Raw genomic sequence first — 19,415 nt, 5'->3', positions numbered from 1 at the left:
CGCGCACCTCGGCGAACAGCGACAGGGCAACGTCCGGCTGGAAGGCGTTCACGATGCGAGCGGACGGATGCCGCAGCGCGTCGACGGCGTGCGGCTGGCAAGCCGGCACGGCCGGGAAAGCGCCGTCCTCACGGAGCAACTCCACCACCGGCTCGGCCGGACAGTACGGAGTCGAGCACGGCTTGCGCTTACGGGGGACCAGCGGCGAAAGGCCGTTGGTGGCGGCGCGGGCGTCGGCCATGAGAGCGGCGAGCAGGCCGAGGTGCCGCGCGTCGGCGGGGTCCTCCGGGGTGGGGGTGTTCAAGGCAACGGTGTAGGCGTCGATGAACATCGCGTCGAGGGCCTCACCCGGCGCCGCGTCGTCGAGCGAGAGCAGGTGGCCGCGGAGGCCGTTCAGCCACGGCAGGGACTGGGCCTCGGGGATGAGCACCACGGCCCGGACGCATTCGAGGAACTGCTCGCCCCGGGCGGTCCACCAGGCCGCCTTGATCTCACGGGCGTCGGCCATGCCGGCCAGGCCGGGCCACTTGCGACGGGCGCCCTGCCTGGTCATGCCGGCCGCGGCGCCGATCTCGGGATAGTCGGCGCCCTGCTGGGCGGCTGACAGCGCGGCGGAGGCGGCCAACTGCTCGGCGCTGTCCCGGATGGCCAGCAGCGCGTTCAGCGTGGCCAGCCACTGCTCCCGAGGGTCGCCGTCGTAGCGGAAGCCGGGCTCGGGATGCAGGCCGAGGGAGGCCCGCGCCGAGGTCCAGGCCAGCTTTTCGACGGCAGCATCCAGCTCGGCGCGTTCCTGGTCGGACAGCACGGGCGGCTCCTTGACAACAAGTGTTTACGGACCCAACTATGGTCCGGCTCGACAACACTTGTTGTCAACAAGGGGGATGATCCGGATGAGACTACTCGTCATGGGCGGGACCGCGTTTGTCGGCCGCGCGATCGTCGAAGACGCCCTGACCAGGGGATACGAGGTCACGACCGTCAATCGCGGCCGGACCGGCGCGGACGTCGACGGTGTCAAGGCGCTCCGCGGCGACCGCTCCACCGACGACGGCTTACGAGAACTGGAGGGCCGCACCTTCGACGCGGTGGTCGACCCGGGCGGCATGGTCCCGGCTCACGTGCTGCGCACCGCGCGGGCGCTGGTCGACGCGGCGCCGTTCTACGCGTTCGTCTCGACAACGGCCGTTTACCAGTCCTGGGACGCGCCGCGCGTCGACGAGTCGGCCGCGACCTGGCCCGGAGTGGCGGACGAGGACGGAGACCCGGCCGACCTGACCCGGCTCGGCGTCCGCAAGCGGGGCTGCGAGCTGGCGGTCGAGCAGACCTACGGCCCCGACAGCGTGATCGCGCGAGCCGGCATGGTCGTCGGCCCGCACGACAACATCGGCCAACTGCCCTGGTGGCTGACCCGGACAGCGCGGGGCGGCCGAGTGCTCGCGCCCGGCAACCCCGACCGGGGCCTCCAGCTGATCGACGCCCGCGACCTGGCGGCGTTCGTGCTGGACCAGGTCGAGGCGCGGGCCGGCGGCGTGCACAACGTCGTCCCGGACGAGCCCAACACCACCATGGGCCGGCTCGTCGACGACTGCGTCAGGGCGACCGGCGCCGACGCCACTCCTGTGTGGATGGACGAGGGTTTCCTGTTCTCCCAAGGCGTTCAGCCCTGGGCGGAGCTGCCGCTGTGGATCCCGGACGGCCCGGCGACGGCCGGCTTCTGGTCGGTCTCGGCCGCCGGCGCCACGGCCCGCGGCCTGCGCACCCGGCCCTTCGCCGAGTCCGTCCACGACACCTGGGCGTGGCTGCGGACGCTCGACACGGCTCCGACCATGCCGCCCGGCCTGGACACCCGAAAGGAGCAGCGCGTCCTCGCCGAATGGGCGGCAAACTGATCCGGCATACGCGCCAAACCGGCTAGAGTGGGCCGTCGCGCCGGCACGACGTGAATGGACTCCCATGACTCTGGTCGAACGGGAACGCGAGCTGGCCGCGATCCACGACATGATCGGCGCGGTGGCCGCCGGGCACGGCCGGACGGTGCTGGTCGAGGGTCCGCCCGGGATCGGCAAGACGGCGGTGCTGGCCACGGCCGGCGAGCAGGCCCGCGGCCGGGGCCTGCGGGTGCTCACCTCGGTCGGCGGCGAACTGGAGCAGGACCTGCCGTTCACCATCGTCCGGCAGCTGTTCGAACCACCACTGAGGACGGAAGACCGGGCCGAGCTGCTGGCCGGCGCGGCCGGGCTGGCCGAGCCGGTGTTCGGTCGGTCCGACCCGAGCCAGGGCGATGTGGTGTACGGCCTGTACTGGCTGTGCGCCAACCTTTCCGCGTCGGCCCCGCTGCTGCTGGTGGTCGACGACCTGCACTGGGCCGACGGGCCCTCGCTGCGGTTCCTGTCCCACCTGTCCCGGCGCATCGCCGACCTGCCCGTCCTCCTGTTGCTGGCCGGCCGCCCCGGCCCGGTCCTGGACGGCCTGGTCGGCGCCGCGCTGGGCGGCACGGCGCCGCACGTGATTCGCCTGCGGCAGCTGAGCGACGAGGCGGTGGGCGTTCTCGTCCGCCGCGACCTGTCGGCCGAGGCCGAGGACGAGTTCTGCCAGGCCTGCGCCGTCGCCACCGGCGGCAATCCGTTCCTGCTGGCCGAGGCCGTCACCAACTTGCGGGAGAACGGAACCCGGCCGATCGCCGCCGAGGCGCATCGGGTTCGCAGCTGCGGGCCGACGCCATTTCCCGGGCCGTGCTGGCCCGAATCGCCCGAGGCGGCGCGAATGCCGTCCGGTTCGCGCGGGCGCTGGCGGTGCTGGAGACGGCCGCCGAGCCGCGCCACATCGCCGCCCTGGCCGGACTGTCGCTGGAGGCGGCGGCCGCCGCCGCGGACGGACTCGCGCGGGAGTCCATCGTCACCGCGGGACACCCCGTGATGTTCGTGCATCCCTTGGTACGCAACGCTGTCTACGCCGACTCCAGCAGCCTGCTGCGGGCCACCGAGCACAAGCGGGCGGCCCGCATGCTGGCCGCCGACGACGCCGGGGCCGAGCAGCTCGCCCCGCATCTGCTGGCCGCCACGCCGGAATCCGACCCGTGGGTGGTGGAAACGCTCCGTGCCGCGGCGATGTCCGCCCTGGGCCGTGGCGCCCCCGAGTCCGCCGTGACCTACCTGACCCGGGCCCGCGCGGAACCACCACAGCAGCAGGAAAAAGGCCCACTGGCCACGATGCTGGGCCGGGTGCTGGCCATGGCCGCCCGCACCGCGGAGGCGGCGGACATTTGGGCGAGGCCGTCTCCCGCACCGAGCCGCTGATCGAACGCATCCGACTGGTGCTGGAACAGGGATCCCTGCACGTGCAGAGCGGCCGTTCGGCCCAGGCCGCCGAGACCGCGGCGCGGGCCCGCGCCATGATCGCCGAGTACGGCGGCGACCTGCCGCCGCTGATGTACGCCGCGTTCGCCGCCCTCGACATGATCAGCATGCAGCCGCCGTCGGCCGTGCTCGACGGCCTGGCCGGCGTCGCGTCCAGGCTGACCGGCAGCACCGAAGAGGTCCGGATGTTGTTGGCCACCATGGCGTTCGGCTCGGTGTCGACGGGCAGGAGCACGGCGGCCGAGGTGGCCGAGCTGGCCACCAGGGCCGCGACGGGCTCGATTCCCGTGCGCGAGGGCTGGATGCTGGTCAACTACGCCAGCGCCGCGCTGGGCATCTGCGACCGTCACGACGAGGGCATGGCGCTGCTGGACCGCGGGACGGAGTGGAGCAGTCGGCTGGGCGACGTGTGGAACTACCGGTACCTGTCCATGCTCCGCTCACACTCATGCTGGTACGCGGGCCGGCTGGTGGAGGCCGAGGGTGACGCCCGTGCCGCGACGCCGTCTCCGGCCGGGACGCGCTGACCTCCAGGAGCTGCGCGTGGCCCGCCTGGCCGCCGACGGCCGCACCAACCGTGACATCGCGCAGGCCCTGTTCCTCACCACCAGGACGGTCGAGGCCCATCTCACCGCCAGCTACCGCAAGCTCGCCATCCGTGGCCGGGCTCAGCTCAGCGCGGCCATCGCCGAGCCGCCCGCCTGATCAACGGGCAAACATTGCGGTGCCGACCACAATGCCCACGGCCCCGCCGCCGGGAATCGTGGCCGGCATGAGCGAGGCAGGAACCCCGACGGTACGGGTCGAGTTGGCGCTCGTCCCGAACGCCGTGCCCATTCAGGGGTGGGCACGGAATGCCGTCGGGGCCGAGCACGCGTTCACCGGGTGGCTGGAACTCCTCCAGATCCTGGACGCCGCCCGCATGACCGAGCCGGCCGCCGACGGGGAGACACCGTGATTCACCGCAGCAGTTTGAGGTCCACAGCGTTGCCCATCGCCTGGTAACCGGCGTTGTCGGGGTGCAGGTGGTCGCCGCTGTCGTACGCCGGCAGCAACCGGAGCTGATCGGCCGGATCGGCCAGCGTGGCGGCGAAATCGACCACCCCGTCGAAGGCACGGCTGGTGCGGATCCAGGTGTTGACGGCCTGCCGCTGCTGCTCCATGTTCGCGTCGTAGCGGGCGCTGCCCTCGACGGGAGTGATGGTGGCGCCAAGGATTCGTGCGCCGCGGGCGTGCACCCGCGCGATGATCTGGCGGTAGCCGGCGATGATCTGCGCGGCGGTGGCCGGCGGCGTGGTGCTGCGGAGGTCGTTGATGCCCTCCAACATGATCACGGTGCGCAGGCCGGGCTGGGAGAGCACGTCACGGTCGAGCCGGTGCAGCACGCTCGCCCCGCTCACGGCGTCGTCGGACAGCACTTTGTTGCCGGCGATTCCTTCGTCCACAACGGATTGGCGGGGGATGCGGCCGGCGAGGACGTCGGGCCAGCGGTGGTAGCTGCCGGCGGAACCGGAGCCGTCGGTGATGGAGTCGCCGAGGGCGACGACGGTCCCGGCCGAGGAGGTGCCGCCGACGCTGACCGAGTCGAGGAAGAAATAGTGGCCGGCGGTGGTGGTGAAGCCGGTGGCGGCGGTGTCGGCGGTGTGGTCGCCGGCCACCGAGACGTAGTTGGTCTGGTACGCCGCCCGGTGATAGGTCGCGGGGCCGGTGTCGGTCGGCAGATAGACGCTGACGGCGAGGTCGCCGCCCGCCTTGACGTCGAGCGGCACCGGATCGCTGAGCGCCTCACGCCCGGCCGGCACCGTGGTGGATGCGGCGCCACCGAACGTGACCGCCCGCAGCGTGCCGGTGACCACCGCGCCGCCACCCGCGCTCAGTCCCACGGTCGAGCGGCCGAAGGTCACGGGCCGATCGCCGAAGGTGTTGGACAGCCGGATCCGCACCAGCCGGCCGTCGGCCCGCGGGTGGACGATCATCCGCACGGTCTGGTCGACAAAGGTCGGAGGTGCCGGCAGCGTTGCGGTGGACTGCTGGCCGGTTGCCCATGCCGCCACCCAGGGCATCGAAGCATCGGCCTGACCGGAGGACAAGAGGGCCAAGGCGGCAAACAGCGCCGCCGAACGCAGAGGTCCGGACATCGAGCACGTCCCTTCACCACTCGTGCGGCGGCAGCCCCCACGCTAGGAAAGCTCCGATGTGTCGTCAATACCGACGAAAGTGATCCCCGGTTCTGGCCGTTATGTACTGTCCACTCCACACAGTCGGGACCTGGAGGATGTCGCACGTGGCCACACCGGAGACGCAGCGCCTGGTAGCCGGCAGATACGCCCTGCTGGCCGAGTTGGGCCGGGGCGGCATGGGAGTGGTGTGGCGGGCCGAGGACCGCGTCATCGGGCGGCCGGTGGCGGTGAAGGAACTGCGGCTGCCCGAGGGCCTGCTCGGCGAGCAGCGGGAGATCCTGGAGGAGCGGGTCCTGCGCGAGGCACGCAGCGCGGGCCGGCTCAACGACCCGACGGCGGTCACGGTGTTCGACGTGGTCGGCGACGGCGGCCGGCTGTACCTGGTGATGGAGCTAGTCGAGGGGCCGACGCTGACCCAGTGGGTGGCGGCCAACGGCCCGATGCCACCGGCCGCGGCGGCGGCCCTCGGGAAACAGGTGTTGTCGGCGCTGGAGAACGCCCATTCGGTGGGCATCGTGCACCGGGACGTCAAGCCGAGCAACATCATGGTGCTGCCGTCCGGCCGCGCGAAGCTGGCCGACTTCGGCATCGCCCGCATCGACGACGACCCCCGGCTGACGACAACCGGCGCCGTCGTCGGCTCGCCCGGCTACCTTGCGCCCGAACGCATCCAGCACGCCGTGGCGACGCCGGCCACCGACCTGTGGGCCCTTGGCGCGACGCTGTTCTACGCCGTGGAGGGCTACGCCGCCTTCGAGCGTGCGAACACCGCGGCCACCCTGTACGCCGTCACCAACGAGGTGCCGTACCTCAGCCGCTGCCAAGGGCCGCTGGCCTCGGCGGTGATGGGTCTGCTCATCGCCTCGCCGGAGGCCCGCCTGTCCCACCAGCAGGCGATGCACCTGCTGGACCTGGCCGGGAGCCTTGGGCCAACCGGCGTCACCACCCAGATCACCTCCCCCACCATGACGACGAAGCCCAGGCGTGGCAAGCGAATCGCCGCCCTGGTCGGCGCGGCCGTCGTGCTGGCGGCGGCGTGCTTCGGCGGCGGTTGGCTGTCCGGCAAGCTGGGCGTGCCCGACACCGCCGTCACGTCCCCGGCCATCCTGCCGACGTGGACCTACGGCCCGGGCGGCCAGATCCCGAAGTTCAAGCTGTACACCGGCTACTGCGCCGGCGGCGCGATGGAAGTCGGCCGCGCCTACACCGCGTCGATGTCCTGCGACGAGCCGCACGACATCCAAGTCTTCGGTATCTCGGACGCGCTGGACACGAACTACAAGGGCGCCTATCCGGGCCAGGACGCGTTGGCCCGCAGCGCGGAGGGCTACTGCGCGCTGCTGTTCGCCAGCGGGAAGATCGCCCCGACGGACAAGGACTCCACGCTGCGCTTCCGCGCGCTGGTGCCCGACAACCAGGCGTGGGACCACGTGAAGACCGAGGACGAGCCCGACGGCGGGGCCCGTGACGCCTACTGCGTCGTGTCCTCGGCCAACGGCAGCCAGCTCACGGAGTCGGTGATCGCCAAGTCCTCCTGACCTCCGGAGTCACCGACCGGAACAGCCGAGCTCGTCGGTGAGGCGGGCGCCGGCGTCGCCGTGCACGCCACGGAGCTTGAAGCACGTGTCCGAACGGCCGCTGACGACGGACCGGCCGGCGGAGGCGACGGTGTGCAGGGCGTCGGGTGTGGCGGCGGCGAGGTCGAGGAGGTCCTGTTCGGCGGCCTGGCGCGGAGCGCGCGTCCACGCCTGCCCGACCCGTCCGGGCGTCACCCAGGAGCCGAGCGTGCCGGCGTTGAAGCAGCCCTGTTGCAGCTCGACCTGGTTGGCGGCCTGGAGCACCGACGCCTGGGCGACGGTCAGGCGACCGGAGCCGACCTGGTCGAACACGGTGCGCAGGAAGTCGTCCAGGGACTGACAACGGGTGTTGTCGAGCGTCTTCAGCAGGTCATGGGCCTGGCCGGCCGGCAGGCCGAGCCCGGCGACGGTGGCGCGCAGCGCGGAGACGTCGGTGCCACCCGCGGCCGTGGCGAAGGCGGACGTGCCGCCGACGATCGGCAGCGACACGGTGCTGCGGCCGAGATCCACGGACAGCTTGGTGCCCGGCGTGGTGCGGATCGTGGCCTCCTGGTCGCTGGACAGCACCATCAGGCCGAGCCGGTGGCCGGCCACCACGACGGCGTCCTTCGGTTGCAGGTCAAGGCGAAGCCGATAGAACTGGCCGGGCGTCACGGGCTCGGTCGTGGCGGCCGAGATCCGGTTCTGCGGGTCCGTCCAGCCCCGGGTGAGGATGGTGCCGTTGCCGGTCGGCGGGTAGTCGACCAGCGCGACGGTCAGGTTGGCCCTGGACGCCGACGACGACGCCCACAGCGAGGCCCAGGGCGTGCCCGAGATCCGGACGTTCGCGGTCAGCGCGGGTGTCTGGTAGACGAGCCGGGTTCCGGAGGTGGCGGCGTTGGCCGAGGTCACGGCCGGCACGGTCGCGTCGTCGGTCAGGGTCTCGATGCCGGAGCTGCCCGGGCGCAGGGTCAGGCCGCCGACGCCGGGCGCGCCGGCGGCGAGGTTCGCGGTGACAACACCCGTTGTCGGATCGGGCCACTCGGCGTACGGCGTGGGGTTCGCGCTGCTGCACGGCAAGCCGATCACGGAATCGGCAGCGACGTGCTCGCCCGGCTTGGTCGCGACGGCCACGGCCAGGGCGATGTGCGTCCGGTCGGGGATCTTGGCGATGAGCGCGGAGGTGTTCTTCACGGTGCCGTCGGCCGCGGTGACCGGGATCGACGCGGCAAAACCGAGGGTCAGTCGGCTTGAGTCGGCGACCGCGAGCGTGACGGTGTCGGACTGGTCGCCCACGGAGGTGGTCTGCCGCACCGGGCAGGCGTTGGCCTCCCGCACGACCCACGCCTTCGGCTGCTGCTCAACGCCGTTGTGCACGCCGAACAGGTAACGCGTGAACCATCGGTTGACCATCACGTCCGGCGGCGCGCCGCCGTGCCCGCCCTGGTGGAAGTACAGCATGTGCGGCACGCCCCGCGCCCTGACCGCGTCGTAGAACTGGGCCATGTTCTTGGTCATCACGTTGAAGTCGTTGTCGCCGTGGGCCATCAGCACCGCCGCGTGCACGTTCCGCACGTCCCGCATGGTGTCGCGGTCGTTCCAGAACGGGCTGAAGTCGCCGGTGACGCGATCTTCCTTCGAGGCCAACCCGCTGATCACCGGCTGGCAGACCGCCCGGTCCGAGCGCGAGTAGACGGCATCGGCCAGCACGTCCAGATCCTCGCCCTGGAAGGTGAACGGGGCGCGGACCATGCCGTTGGCCCGGTAGTAGTCGTACCAGTCGGAGATGGCCGAGATCGGCACGATCGCCGCCAGGCCGTCGACCCCGGTGCTGGCCACCGCCTCCGGCAGCGTGCCGTTGTAGGAGGTGCCCATCATGGCCACCTTGCCGGTGGTCCAGTCGGCCTTGACCTTGTCGGTCGACGTGGCGCTGGTGAACGCCGGCACGCGGCCGTTGAGCCAGTCGACGACCGCCTTGCCGCCGCGGGTCTCGTTCGGGCCGCCGGAGGTCGGGCAGCCCGTGGACAGGCCGGTGCCCGGCGATTCCGCGTGCACCACGGCGAATCCCCGTGGCAGCCAAGTGGCCTCGTAGATCGTGCTGATGATCGGGCTCGTGCTCCGGGCCGGCCAGCTCGGCGTCACCGGCCGCGGCGGCGGCTGCATGCCGAGCGGGTGATCCACCTGCCAGTTCTCCGCCGGGCCGATGCCCGCGTAGTACGGGCTGTCCTCGAACACCACCGGCGCCCGGTAGTGGCAGCTCGGATCGGCGGTCTGGGCCGGCCGCGTGATGTCGACGTGCACCCGGTCCGGCACGCCGTCGTGGTCGCTGTCGTCCGGCGTCTGCACCCACGCCTCGCCCCGCACCCATGTCGTCTGGTCGGCGGGGAACACGTTCTGGGCCACGCCGTCCGCGAACTGCGGGCTGACGCACGCGGCGGGTGTCGCGGCCGCCGCCGGTTGGGGCAGCGCCAGGCCGAGCGTGATCAGCGCGGCGACGACCGGGAACAGAGCTCGCATCGAGGCTCCCGTGGTTGCAGGGGTTCCTCGGATGCTTCCCGACCACGGTCGGCCCCGACAACCGACGATCGGCGGTTGGTTTCCCTCGGGTGGCCCGGTCAGCAGGGGCCGAGATAGGCGGAGTCGATCCACACCTCGGGGCCGCGGCCCGGCAGGGCGCCGCCGGTCCAGGCGATCCGTTCCTTGCCGTCCGTGACGCGCTCGCCGTCGGTGAAACGCTGCCCCCGATCGGTGAGGCCGGCGGCCGGATAACGAAGGCCGGGGCCGGTGCGGTATTGCACGCCGTCGGCGACCACACAGGAGTAATGCGGCGCGGCCGAGGCGGTATAACCGGCGGCGACGATGAACCCGACCAGGGTGAGAGCGGAAAGCGATGAAACGCCGAGCACTCTCCCCATGTTCGACATTGTTCCTCCCTTTATTCCACGTTGTCGACCGGCGCCGGCTGTTCAAACGAGTGGACGTCTGCGCGCCTCGAACCCGGCGTCGACCACTCAGCGGATGACCGGACGACGCCAGACGGAGCACCGCGCCCGCGCCCAGCCGGGCACCCCTGTCTAGTGCGTGGGCAGTTGATAGCGATCGATAGTTGGACGATGAATAATCAATGCTGAACAATGGATCCCGGGGATGAGGGATAACGAACCGGGGGGTGCGTAGTGCCACGCGGAGAGCGTCCTTTGGACGTCGGCGACACGCCGCTGCTGAGATTTGCCGCCGACCTGCGAAAACTGCGTGAGGCGGCGGGAAATCCGGTCTATCGGGAGCTGAGCCGGCGCTCGCACTACTCGGCGCCGGCATTGTCGGAGGCAGCCGGCGGGCGCAAGCTGCCGACACTGGCCGTGACGCTGGCCTATGTGGCCGCGTGCGACGGCGATACCGAGGAGTGGGAGCAGCGCTGGCGCGAAGTCGCCGCCGACAAGGAGGCGCCGGACGAGCCCGCGGTCGAGTCGGACGCGCCGTACCTGGGGTTGTCGCCGTTCCGCATCGGCGACGCCGATCGTTTCCACGGCCGCGACGCCCTGCTGGCCGAGCTGCGTGAACAGGTTGCCGCACGGCGGTTCGTCGGCGTGTTCGGGGCCTCGGGCTCCGGCAAGTCCTCCCTGCTGCACGCCGGTCTGGCAGCCGTCGCGCGCGACGAGGGCGTCGCCGGCGACGGCCCGCAGCCGATCCTGTTGCTGTCCCCCGGCCCGCATCCCCTTGAGGAGTGCGCCGTTCGGATGGCCAAGCTGACCGGCGAGTCGGCGGTGGTCCTCAAGGCCGAGTTCGTCGACGATCCCGCGCATCTGCACTTGCGGATCCGGCAGGCGTTCGCCGGGCCCGTCGACCTGCTCCTGGTCGTCGACCAGTTCGAGGAGGTCTTCACGCTGTGCACCGATCCAGTGGAGCGCACCGCGTTCATCCGGGCGCTGGTGGCCGCCGCGACCGCAGAGCCGAGCCGTGTGCGGGTCGTCCTCGGCGTCCGGGCCGACTTCCTCGGACCCTGCGGCGACCATCCCGAGCTACGGGAGGCGTTGCGCGGCGGGCAGGTGCTGGTCGGTCCGATGACCGCGGACGAATTGCGTGAGGCCATCATGAAGCCGGCCGCCACGGCCGGCTGCTCGGTGGAAACCGCCCTGGTGGTCCGGTTGGTGGCCGACGCCAGCAATCAGCCCGGCGCCCTGCCGCTGGTTTCGCACGCCCTGCGGGAAACCTGGCGCCGGCGCCGGGGAATTGCCGTCACCCTGTCCGCCTACGCCGCCACCGGCGGAATCCACCATGCCATCGCCCGCACCGCCGAGAGCGTCTACGACGGCTTCGACCCGGAGCAGCGCGACGTCGTCAAGCAGATCCTGTTGCGTCTCACGGCGTTGGGCGAGACCACGGAGGACACCAAGCGCCGGATCACGTTGGACGAGCTCGACGACGAGCCGGCCGTCCGCGCCGTGCTGGACGAGCTGGTGCGGGCCCGGCTGGTGACGATGGACCAGGGCACCATCGAGATCACCCACGAGGCCCTGATCAAGCACTGGCCGCGGCTGCGATCCTGGCTGGCCGCCGACCGCGACTCGCTGCGGGCCCATCGGCAGGTCGCCGACGACGCCGCGGTGTGGGAGTCGCTGCGGCGCGACCCGGATGCCCTCTACCGGGGCATCCGCCTGGCCCAGGCCCGCGAGCTCGCCGATTCCGCTTTGACCACAAGGGAACGTGACTTCCTGGCGGCCAGCCTGGCCGCCGAGTCGGCGCAGCAGGTCGCCGTGCGCCGAAGAATCAGGCTCCAGCGCGTGTTGCTGGTCGTGCTGGCCGCGCTGCTGGTGATCACCACCATCTCCACCGTGACGGCGATGAACGCCAACCAGGAGATCGCCGCGCAACGCGATGTCGTTCTGGCGCAACAGGTTGCCGACCAGGCCGTCACCTTACGCACCGACCATGCGGCGCTCGCCGCCCAGCTCGCCCTCGCGGCGTACCGGATGAGCCCCACCCGCCACAACCGGGACGCGCTGATCAGCGCCGTCGCCATTCCGCTGCGCGGCCACCAGCAGGACGTCGCCGCCGTCGCTTTCGGCCCGGGCGGCAAGCTTCTCGCCACGGCCGGCTTCGACCGCCATGCGCTGCTGTGGGATCTGTCCAATATGGACCATCCCCGGCAGCTGGCCAGCATCGAGGCCAGCAAGGACACCATCGACGCCGTCGCCGTCAGCCCCGACGGCCGGCTGCTGGCCACCGGCGGCCGGGACCGCGTGGTCCGCCTGTGGGACCTGTCCAACGTCGCCGGTCCGGTGAAGCTGGCCGAGCTCACCGGCCACACCGACAACGTCTTCTCCCTGGCCTTCTCCCCCGACGGAAAGCTGCTGGCCTCCGGCAGCTACGACAACACGGCCAAGCTGTGGGACGTCGCCACCCGGTCCGAGCTGCGCACCGTCACCGGCCACACCGACAACGTCAAGCCCGTCGCCTTCAGCCCGGACGGCCGCTTCCTGGCCACCGGCAGCGACGACATGACCATCCGCCTGTCGGACGTCGGCGATGCCGGGCCGGCCACCATGCTCCGGGATCACACCGATCTCGTCGACGCCGTGGCCTTCTCCCCCGACGGCCGCTTGTTGGCTTCCGGCAGCGACGACCAGACCGCCCGGCTGTGGGATCTCTCGGCCCCGGGCAGGAAGCCCCTTGTCCTCGATGGACACACCGACGTCGTCTCGTCCGTAGGGTTCAGCCCGAACGGGCGGCTGCTGGCCACCGGCAGCTACGACCACACGGTCCGACTCTGGGACGTCAGCAATCCCGGTCATACCGTCGAATCCGCCCTTCTCACCGGCCACACCGGCGCGGTCGAGGCCGCGGTCTTCTCCCCCGACGGGCACACCCTTGTCACGGCCAGCGACGACCACACCGCCCAGCTGTGGGAGACCGACCCCGCGCGGGCCCAGGTCCGGGCCTGCCAGATCGCGCAGCCGACGATCACCCGTGAGGAGTGGGCGAAGTACCTGCCGGGGGTGTCCTACCAGCCGCCCTGCTGACGGTCGCGGCGGTACCGGGCCGGGGTGGCGCCGACCTCGGCCCGGAACGCCCGCGAGAAGGCGGATTCGGACTGGTAGCCGACCTGGAGGGCGACCGACGCGACGGTGGCGTCGGTGGTGTCGAGCAGCTCGGCGGCGGCCATGATCCGGGCCCGCGCCAGGAAGACACCGACGGTCATGCCGGTCTCCTGCCCGAAATGGCGGAGGAACGTGGCCCGGGACATGGTGGCGGCCTGGCTGAGGCGGGCGATGGACCAGTCGGCGGCCGGGTCGTCCAAGATCGCCGAGATGGCGGCGGCAATGCGCGGATCGGCGACGGCCGTCCACAACGCGGGCGTGGCGGTGGAGCGCAGGACCATGGCCAGCAAGGCAGTGGACAGGGCCGACAGGACCGCGGCCGTGCCGGTTCCCTCGCGCTGCGCCTCTCCGCGCATCAACGCGCTCAACATCGAGAGCTCGGCGGCGGACTGTCCAAAAGAGACTTTCAGCGGCTCGGGCAGGCTGCGCGACAGGACGGCGCCGGCGCCCGGATCGAACGTGTAGTGCCCGCAGAACAGGTCGATGACCGCCGCACCGCCACGCTTGCTGTGCGTCGTCACGAAAGCGTCGCCGGCGGTCTCGGTCGTGCCTCGCTGCCGGCCGGAACCGGGAGTGATCACCCGGTGCGGCGAGCCGCTGGGGATCAGCACGACGTCGCCGGCACGCAGATGCAGGATGTCAGGACCGAGATGGAGTTCACACTCGCCGTCCAGCAGGACGTGGAACGGCGTCTCCAGCTCGCGGTAGGGGGCGACGTCCATGCGGGTGGCGCCGCTCAACAGGCAGCGCTTGTCGATGGCGGCCCTGACCCGCGCCATGCGGAGCAGGCGGCTGATCGGGTCCATGATGAGACTCTCGGGCAGAAATTTGGTTCGGACAGGTCTGTTTGTATCACACCGGACGGCCTAGCTTCGGCGGCATGGCTACTCCCCTCACCGCGGACGTGCTGGTCGTCGGCTTCGGCAAGGGCGGCAAGGCCGCCGCCCACGCGCTCACCGACGCCGGCCGCCGCGTGATCCTGGTCGAACGGTCCGAGAACATGTACGGCGGCACCTGCCCCAACGTCGGCTGTGTGCCGACGAAAATGCTGGTGTACTACTCGAACTCGCGACGGTTGGAGGACGACGCGCAGGAGTTCTTCGCCAACTCCGTCGCCGGCGTCCGCAAGCTGACCACCGCCTTCCGTGCCGGCAACTTCGAGTCGCTCGACGGCAAGGACACCGCGACCGTGATCACCGGCGCCGCGACCTTCCTCGACCCGCACACCGTGGCCGTCGGCGAGGGCGACGACAGGATCACCGTGACCGCGCCGACGATCCTGATCAACACCGGCTCCGAGCCCGTCCTGCCGGCGATCCCCGGCCTGGCCGACAGCCCGCTCCTGGTCAGCAGCACCGAACTCACCCGCGCCACCGACCTCCCCCGGAGCCTGGTGGTCATCGGCGGCGGCTACCTCGGCCTGGAGTTCGCCTCCATCTACCGGCACTTCGGCGCCGACGTCACGGTGATCGAGGCGGCCGACCAGCTGCTGCCCCGCGAGGACGCCGACATCGCCTCCGTCGTCACGGAAATCCTGACCGGCGACGGCATCCAGGTCGTCACCGGCGCTCGGGTCGTCGAGGTCGCCGACAACAAGGTTGTGTACACAAAGGACCGGACGACCCACACCATCGAGGCCGCCGCCGTTCTCCCGGCCACCGGCCGCCGCGCCGTCACCGCCGGCCTCGGGCTCGACGCCGCCGCCGTCCGCACCGCGCCCAACGGCTCCATCGTGGTCGACGAGCACCTCCGCACCAGCCAGCCCCACATCTTCGCCCTCGGCGACGTCAACGGCGGCCCTCAGTTCACCTACATCTCCCTCGACGACGCCCGCATCGTGCTCGACCAAACTCCTCGGCGACGGCAAGCGCGCCACCACCGACCGCATCGCCGTGCCCCACACCCTGTTCATCACGCCGCCGCTGGCCACCGTCGGCCTCACCGAGCACGAGGCCCGCGCCCGCAACCTCGACATCACCGTGTCGCGGGAAATGGTCGCCGACATCATCGCCATGCCCCGCGCCTACACCGTCGAGGAAACCCGTGGCGTCATGAAGTTCGTCGTCGACGCCAACACCGACCTCGTCCTCGGCGCCGCCCTGCTCAGCATCGACGCCCAGGAGATCGTCAACACCGTCGCCCTCGCCATGCGGCACGACATCACCGCCACCGAGCTCCGCGACTCGATCTACACCCACCCCAGCTCCACCGAGGCCCTCAACGAGGTCTTCGACAAGGTCGTGCGGTAGCTCAGTGACCGACCCGGCCCCAGGGCTCGGACATGACCTCCGGGCCGTTGTCGACCAGCTGCCAGTGGTTCACGGTGTCGGGGCCACGGGCGACGACGGTGATGCGGTCGGCGGGGTCGACGAGAACGGTCGGGGTGTCGGAGATCGTGCCGTGCCAAGAGGTCTGATGGAAGGGCGGGTCGCCGCCGGCCGTCCAGTCGAAGTACTGGAGGCTGCCGTCCGCACCGCGGGCGAAGACGATCTGGCTGGCGCCGATGACAACGGCGGCGGGCACGCCGGTCAGCGGCGGGCCGCTCCAGACGTCGTGGAGGGGCTGGGTGTCGGACGGACCCTCGTAGTAGTGCTGGAGCGTGCCGTCCGCCCCGACGGCGAAGATGTGCTGCTGCTCGTCGGTGCTCATGGTGGCGGGGTCGTCGAGCACCGGCCCACCCCAGGGAGTGCGGCTGATCGTCGACGTGTCGTCCGGACGCGACCAGCGGTAGAGCATGCCGTATCCGTCACGGGCGAAGACGTAACGCTTGCCCTTGAACGACATCGCGGCGGGCCGTCCGGCCAGCGACCCGCCCCAGGAGTCGTGGTGGCCGGGCCAGAAGTGCTGGAGGGTGTCGTCGGCGCCGCGCGCGAAGACGTGCGGCTGGTTGTTCCACGGCACGACCGCCGGATCGCTGAGGATCGGGCCGCCCCACGACTCGTCGGCATGCCCGGTTCTGGTGACGGTGATGTGGCGCAAGGAGTTGTCCGGCGCCCGCCCGAACACGGAGATCTCGTCGCCGATCGCCACGGCGACGGGATTGCCGACGACCGGGATCGGCCAGGTCTCGGAGCGCCGGCCGCGTGGCGTGCTGACGATGTGCAACAGCTTCCCGGCGGGGTCACGCTCGAACACATGGGTCTCGTCGCCCAGCAGCACGGCCTGCGCGCCCGACGACGGGGCCGTGCCGGCGGCGGGAGCGGCGGGCGGCGGATAGAGGAAGTTCCAGATCGGAATGCGGAAGATGTAGACGACAAGGCCGGTCGCGCTGACGACAACCGCCACGATCAGCGCCAGGATCAGCCACCGCAGCCGGATCCCGAAGTACACCGACCCGTTGATGATCTGCGCCTGGAGCGCGTGCTGCGGGTCGCCGATGATGGTGTTGGCGGTGTTCGTCGACACCACGATCCGCGGGTGGTCGACGTCGGCCGGTCTCCGCCGGGCCCGTCGCCAGAGTGTCCTTGCCATGTCAACAAATGCCGTGACTGGTCACGCCGGCATCATGCCACCACCGGTCGCCCACCCGGTCGAGCGACCGCCGGTTCACTCGGCGCAGGGCGGATCGTAGGGCAGGGTCGGCAGGTAGCGGCGCCACTGGTCGGGGGTCGGGGTGTCGGTGGTGGCGCAGATGCGGGTGACGGCGTGCCCGTCGTCCAGGTCCAGCAGCTGCACGGCGTTGGCGTCGTCGGTGATGGCCAGCAGGGAGCCGTCGGGGCTGTAGGTGAGGCCGGCGCCGCGGCTGGTGAGGGCGGGCATGGGGGCGCCGAGGGCGGTGGGGTGGGTGGGATCGGTGACGTTCCACAGGCGGATGGTCTTGTCGATGCTGCCGCTGGCCAGCACCCGCCCGTCGGGGCTGAAGGCGACGGTGGAAACGGACTGGGTATGTCCCTGCACGGCAACGGAAACGCCGGGGTGGGAGACGTCCCACAGGCGCACGGTCTGGTCGGCCCCGGCCGAGGCGAGCATGCGGCCGGCGGGGTTGAAGGCGATGGTGACGACGTTGCTGGAGTGCCCGACCAGCCGTCCGGCCGGCCGTGGGGCGGAGCGGTTGGTGACGTCCCAGAGCCGGATGCTGTGGTCGGCGTCGACGGTGGCGAGCATCCGCCCGTCGGGGCTGAAGGCGATGGCGTTGCCGCCGATGTCGCCGGTGACGCGGCCGACGGCGACGGGAAACCGAGGATCGGTCACGTCCCACAGCTGCACGACGTGCTCGTCCTCGGGCACGGCCAGCACCCGCCCGTCGGGGCTGAAGGCGAAGGCGGCGCGGTAGGGCGTCTTGACGGTGAGCCCGTCGCCCAGTTGCACGGGATGCGACGGCGTGGAGATGTCCCACAGCCGAAGGACCTTGGCCTGGCTCAACACCGCCAGCACCTTCCCGTCGTGGCTGATCTCGATGTCGGTGCAGCTGGCGCTGCACGAGGCGACCTGCCCGGCGGGCGGCGGGATCTCGGCGGCGAGCGTGGTCCCCGTCCACAGCCGCACGTAGCCGTCGAGCCCGCCAGTGGCCAGAAGCCCACCATCGGCCCGGAAGGCGACCGCGTCGACGGTGGTTCGGTGCCCCAGCAACACTTTGGTGGGCAGGGACCAGAGCCGGACTATGCCGTCGGAACTGCCGGTGACGAGCCGGCTGTCGTCGGGGGCGAAGGCGACGGTGTAGACGTCGCCGCCGGCGGTGGCCCGGGCCAGCAGCGCGGGATGGGCGGGATCGGACATGTTCCACAGGCCGGCGGTGCCGTCGGCGCTGCCGGTGGCGAGCATGCTGCCGTCGTGGCTGAACGCCACCGACCACACGCCCGAGGTGTGCCCGGTCAGGGGCGCGCCGACGAGCGCCCCGGTGGCGACGTCCCAGATCCGCACGGTGCCGTCCTGACTGCCGGACACGACGAACCTGTTGTCCGGACTGAACGTCACGGAGTGCACGAGCAGGTTGTGGCCGGCCAGCGGCTCGTGCAGGGCAACCGGATGCTCCAGCTCCGAGATGTCCCACAGCCGCACGGTCTTGTCGTCGCCGCCGGAGGCGAGCAGCCGTCCGTCGCCGCTGAACGCGACCGACCGCACGGCGCCGGTGTGGCCGCGGAGCACGCCGACCGACCGGGGATGCGCGGGGTCGGCGACGCTCCACAAGCCGATGGTCCGGTCGTTGTTCGCGGTCGCGAGCAGCCGGCCGTCGGGGCTGAAGGCCAGCAGATAGACGCTGCTGCCAACGGAAATCGGCGGCCCGAAGCGCACGGGCCGCCGAGGGTCGGCCGTGTTCCACAGTTGCACGGTCCCGGCCTTGCCAGCGGCAGCAAGCACATTCCCGGCGGGACTGAACACGGCGGCGCTGAGCCAACCGTGTTGGTCGCCGGGCAGCGACCCCAGCGCGGTCTTGGACCGCGGATCCCACAGCCGCACGGTGTCGTCGTCGGCCGCGGAGGCCAGCACAGTGCCGTCGTGGCTGAACGACGTGAGGTAGACGTTGCCGGTGTGCGTGCCGAGGGTCGCCGCCAGGGTGGCGGTCTGGGTGCTGAGCAGCCGTGTCCGCACCGCGTCGTCGCCGGGACGCATCTGTCCCGCCACCAACGCCAGCTGCGCCGACATCGCCGGATCCCGGTCCCGCAGCCAGTCCGACTCGGCCAGAACCTGTTGGAACAGCGCGTCATCACGCTGTTTCAGGGCCGTGGTGCGCTCGTTGCGGGCCACCACCGCAGCGGCGGCGGCGACCACCGCGCACACCACGGCCGTGGCCATGAGCAGCCGTAGCCGCCGGCTCCGCCGCCGCGCCACGGTGAGCTCGGCGTGCCGGCCGCGCTCGCTGGCGTCCAGGAACTGCCGTTCACGCGTGGACGGCGAGGCCGTGGCCCGCCACACCAGCGCCTGCTTCAGCCGAGCCCCGCGATACAGCGCCGACGGATCGCGGTCCATCGCCTCCCACGCCGCCGTGGCCTCGGTCAGCGTCCGGTGGATCCGCAGGCCGTCGCGGTCCTCGGACAGCCAGCGCCGCAGCCGCGGCCAGCTGCGGATCAGCGCCTCGTGGGTGATCTCCACCGACTCCCGGTCGGCGACGATGAGCCGCGCGTCGACCAGACGGCTGATCACGTCGCCGGCCCCGGGGTCCAGCTCCGACCGGGGCACCCGCCGCCGGGTGTCTTCGGTCCCCTCGCCCAGCACGCACAGCCGCACGAACAGGTCCTGGGCGATCTTTTGCTTGCCTCGGTGAAGCCGTCGAAGACGCTGTCGGCC

16 protein-coding genes and 2 pseudogenes are annotated in these 19,415 nt (G+C 71.4%); 11 read left to right on the top strand and 7 right to left on the bottom strand.

The window, feature by feature from the left end; genetic code table 11:
- Nucleotides 1-805, bottom strand: a pseudogene (locus KUTG_RS62455) (hypothetical protein); the annotation flags it as partial.
- A gap of 85 nt (nt 806-890) precedes the next feature.
- On the opposite strand from KUTG_RS62455, the gene KUTG_RS45540 reads away from it, so the two are divergent.
- The 6 genes from KUTG_RS45540 to KUTG_RS45520 all read left to right on the top strand — a co-directional run bounded on the left by KUTG_RS45540 (nt 891) and on the right by KUTG_RS45520 (nt 4,314).
- Nucleotides 891-1,889 (top strand): NAD-dependent epimerase/dehydratase family protein, encoded by a 999-nt coding sequence (locus KUTG_RS45540; protein WP_043732952.1) that lies wholly within the window; start codon nt 891-893, stop codon nt 1,887-1,889.
- A gap of 64 nt (nt 1,890-1,953) precedes the next feature.
- Nucleotides 1,954-2,916, top strand: a complete 963-nt coding sequence (locus KUTG_RS45535) for an ATP-binding protein (RefSeq protein ID WP_052396184.1) — start codon at nt 1,954-1,956, stop codon at nt 2,914-2,916.
- The gene (locus KUTG_RS62450; protein ID WP_198047556.1) at nt 2,913-3,296 is read left to right on the top strand and encodes a hypothetical protein; all 384 of its coding nucleotides are present in this window, start codon (nt 2,913-2,915) and stop codon (nt 3,294-3,296) included. Before KUTG_RS45535 ends, KUTG_RS62450 begins: the two co-directional genes overlap by 4 nt.
- Nucleotides 3,263-3,883 (top strand): hypothetical protein, encoded by a 621-nt coding sequence (locus KUTG_RS45530; RefSeq protein ID WP_043726146.1) that lies wholly within the window; start codon nt 3,263-3,265, stop codon nt 3,881-3,883. Before KUTG_RS62450 ends, KUTG_RS45530 begins: the two co-directional genes overlap by 34 nt.
- A gap of 16 nt (nt 3,884-3,899) precedes the next feature.
- Nucleotides 3,900-4,061 carry a helix-turn-helix domain-containing protein gene (locus KUTG_RS45525; protein ID WP_232241289.1) on the top strand — a complete coding sequence of 54 codons (162 nt, stop codon included), beginning with the start codon at nt 3,900-3,902 and terminating at the stop codon, nt 4,059-4,061.
- Nucleotides 4,062-4,128: 67 nt separating this feature from the next.
- Nucleotides 4,129-4,314, top strand: a complete 186-nt coding sequence (locus tag KUTG_RS45520) for a hypothetical protein (protein WP_157495247.1) — start codon at nt 4,129-4,131, stop codon at nt 4,312-4,314.
- A 1-nt stretch (nt 4,315) separates the two neighbouring features.
- Here KUTG_RS45520 and KUTG_RS45515 read toward each other — a convergent pair whose 3' ends face one another.
- Nucleotides 4,316-5,410: an SGNH/GDSL hydrolase family protein gene (locus tag KUTG_RS45515; protein ID WP_198047555.1), complete on the bottom strand. Its 1,095-nt coding sequence runs from the start codon at nt 5,408-5,410 to the stop codon at nt 4,316-4,318.
- A gap of 230 nt (nt 5,411-5,640) precedes the next feature.
- Between KUTG_RS45515 and KUTG_RS45510 the strand changes: the two genes are divergently transcribed.
- Nucleotides 5,641-7,074, top strand: a complete 1,434-nt coding sequence (locus KUTG_RS45510) for a serine/threonine-protein kinase (protein WP_232241288.1) — start codon at nt 5,641-5,643, stop codon at nt 7,072-7,074.
- A 9-nt stretch (nt 7,075-7,083) separates the two neighbouring features.
- On the opposite strand, the gene KUTG_RS54785 is transcribed toward KUTG_RS45510, so the two are convergent.
- Nucleotides 7,084-9,609, bottom strand: a complete 2,526-nt coding sequence (locus tag KUTG_RS54785; protein ID WP_052396182.1) for a Xaa-Pro dipeptidyl-peptidase — start codon at nt 9,607-9,609, stop codon at nt 7,084-7,086.
- A 98-nt stretch (nt 9,610-9,707) separates the two neighbouring features.
- Complete coding sequence (locus KUTG_RS59775; RefSeq protein ID WP_157495246.1) at nt 9,708-10,007, bottom strand: hypothetical protein; 300 nt, start codon at nt 10,005-10,007, stop codon at nt 9,708-9,710.
- Between the two features lie 282 nt (nt 10,008-10,289).
- On the opposite strand from KUTG_RS59775, the gene KUTG_RS45495 reads away from it, so the two are divergent.
- The gene (locus tag KUTG_RS45495) at nt 10,290-13,112 is read left to right on the top strand and encodes a WD40 repeat domain-containing protein (protein ID WP_052396181.1); all 2,823 of its coding nucleotides are present in this window, start codon (nt 10,290-10,292) and stop codon (nt 13,110-13,112) included.
- Here KUTG_RS45495 and KUTG_RS45490 read toward each other — a convergent pair.
- Complete coding sequence (locus tag KUTG_RS45490; RefSeq protein WP_043726138.1) at nt 13,094-13,996, bottom strand: cupin domain-containing protein; 903 nt, start codon at nt 13,994-13,996, stop codon at nt 13,094-13,096. The genes KUTG_RS45495 and KUTG_RS45490 overlap by 19 nt on opposite strands.
- Nucleotides 13,997-14,070: 74 nt before the next feature.
- Between KUTG_RS45490 and KUTG_RS66780 the strand changes: the two are divergent.
- Both KUTG_RS66780 and KUTG_RS64680 read left to right on the top strand, forming a co-directional pair.
- Nucleotides 14,071-14,952, top strand: a pseudogene (locus KUTG_RS66780) (FAD-dependent oxidoreductase); the annotation flags it as partial.
- Nucleotides 14,953-15,082: 130 nt separating this feature from the next.
- On the top strand, nt 15,083-15,439 hold the full coding sequence (locus KUTG_RS64680) for a hypothetical protein (protein WP_232241286.1): 357 nt from the start codon (nt 15,083-15,085) through the stop codon (nt 15,437-15,439).
- 1 nt (nt 15,440) lies between these two features.
- On the opposite strand, the gene KUTG_RS66775 is transcribed toward KUTG_RS64680, so the two are convergent.
- On the bottom strand, nt 15,441-16,091 hold the full coding sequence (locus tag KUTG_RS66775) for a PLL family lectin (RefSeq protein ID WP_369794678.1): 651 nt from the start codon (nt 16,089-16,091) through the stop codon (nt 15,441-15,443).
- A 439-nt stretch (nt 16,092-16,530) separates the two neighbouring features.
- Here KUTG_RS66775 and KUTG_RS66770 point away from each other — a divergent pair, with 439 nt between their 5' ends.
- Nucleotides 16,531-16,761, top strand: coding sequence for a hypothetical protein (locus KUTG_RS66770; protein WP_369794591.1), 231 nt, complete (start codon nt 16,531-16,533; stop codon nt 16,759-16,761).
- Here the strand turns inward: KUTG_RS66770 and KUTG_RS65505 are convergent.
- Nucleotides 16,737-19,415, bottom strand: a 2,679-nt coding sequence (locus KUTG_RS65505; RefSeq protein ID WP_255360985.1) for a WD40 repeat domain-containing protein, incomplete at its 5' end; no start/stop codon positions are given. The two genes, KUTG_RS66770 and KUTG_RS65505, sit on opposite strands and share 25 nt — an antisense overlap.

It is taken from the genome of Kutzneria sp. 744, from assembly GCF_000568255.1.
GTDB lineage: Bacteria > Actinomycetota > Actinomycetes > Mycobacteriales > Pseudonocardiaceae > Kutzneria.
The sequence above is the reverse complement of the archived record's forward strand: the minus strand, read 5'-3'. Positions and strand labels throughout refer to the sequence as shown.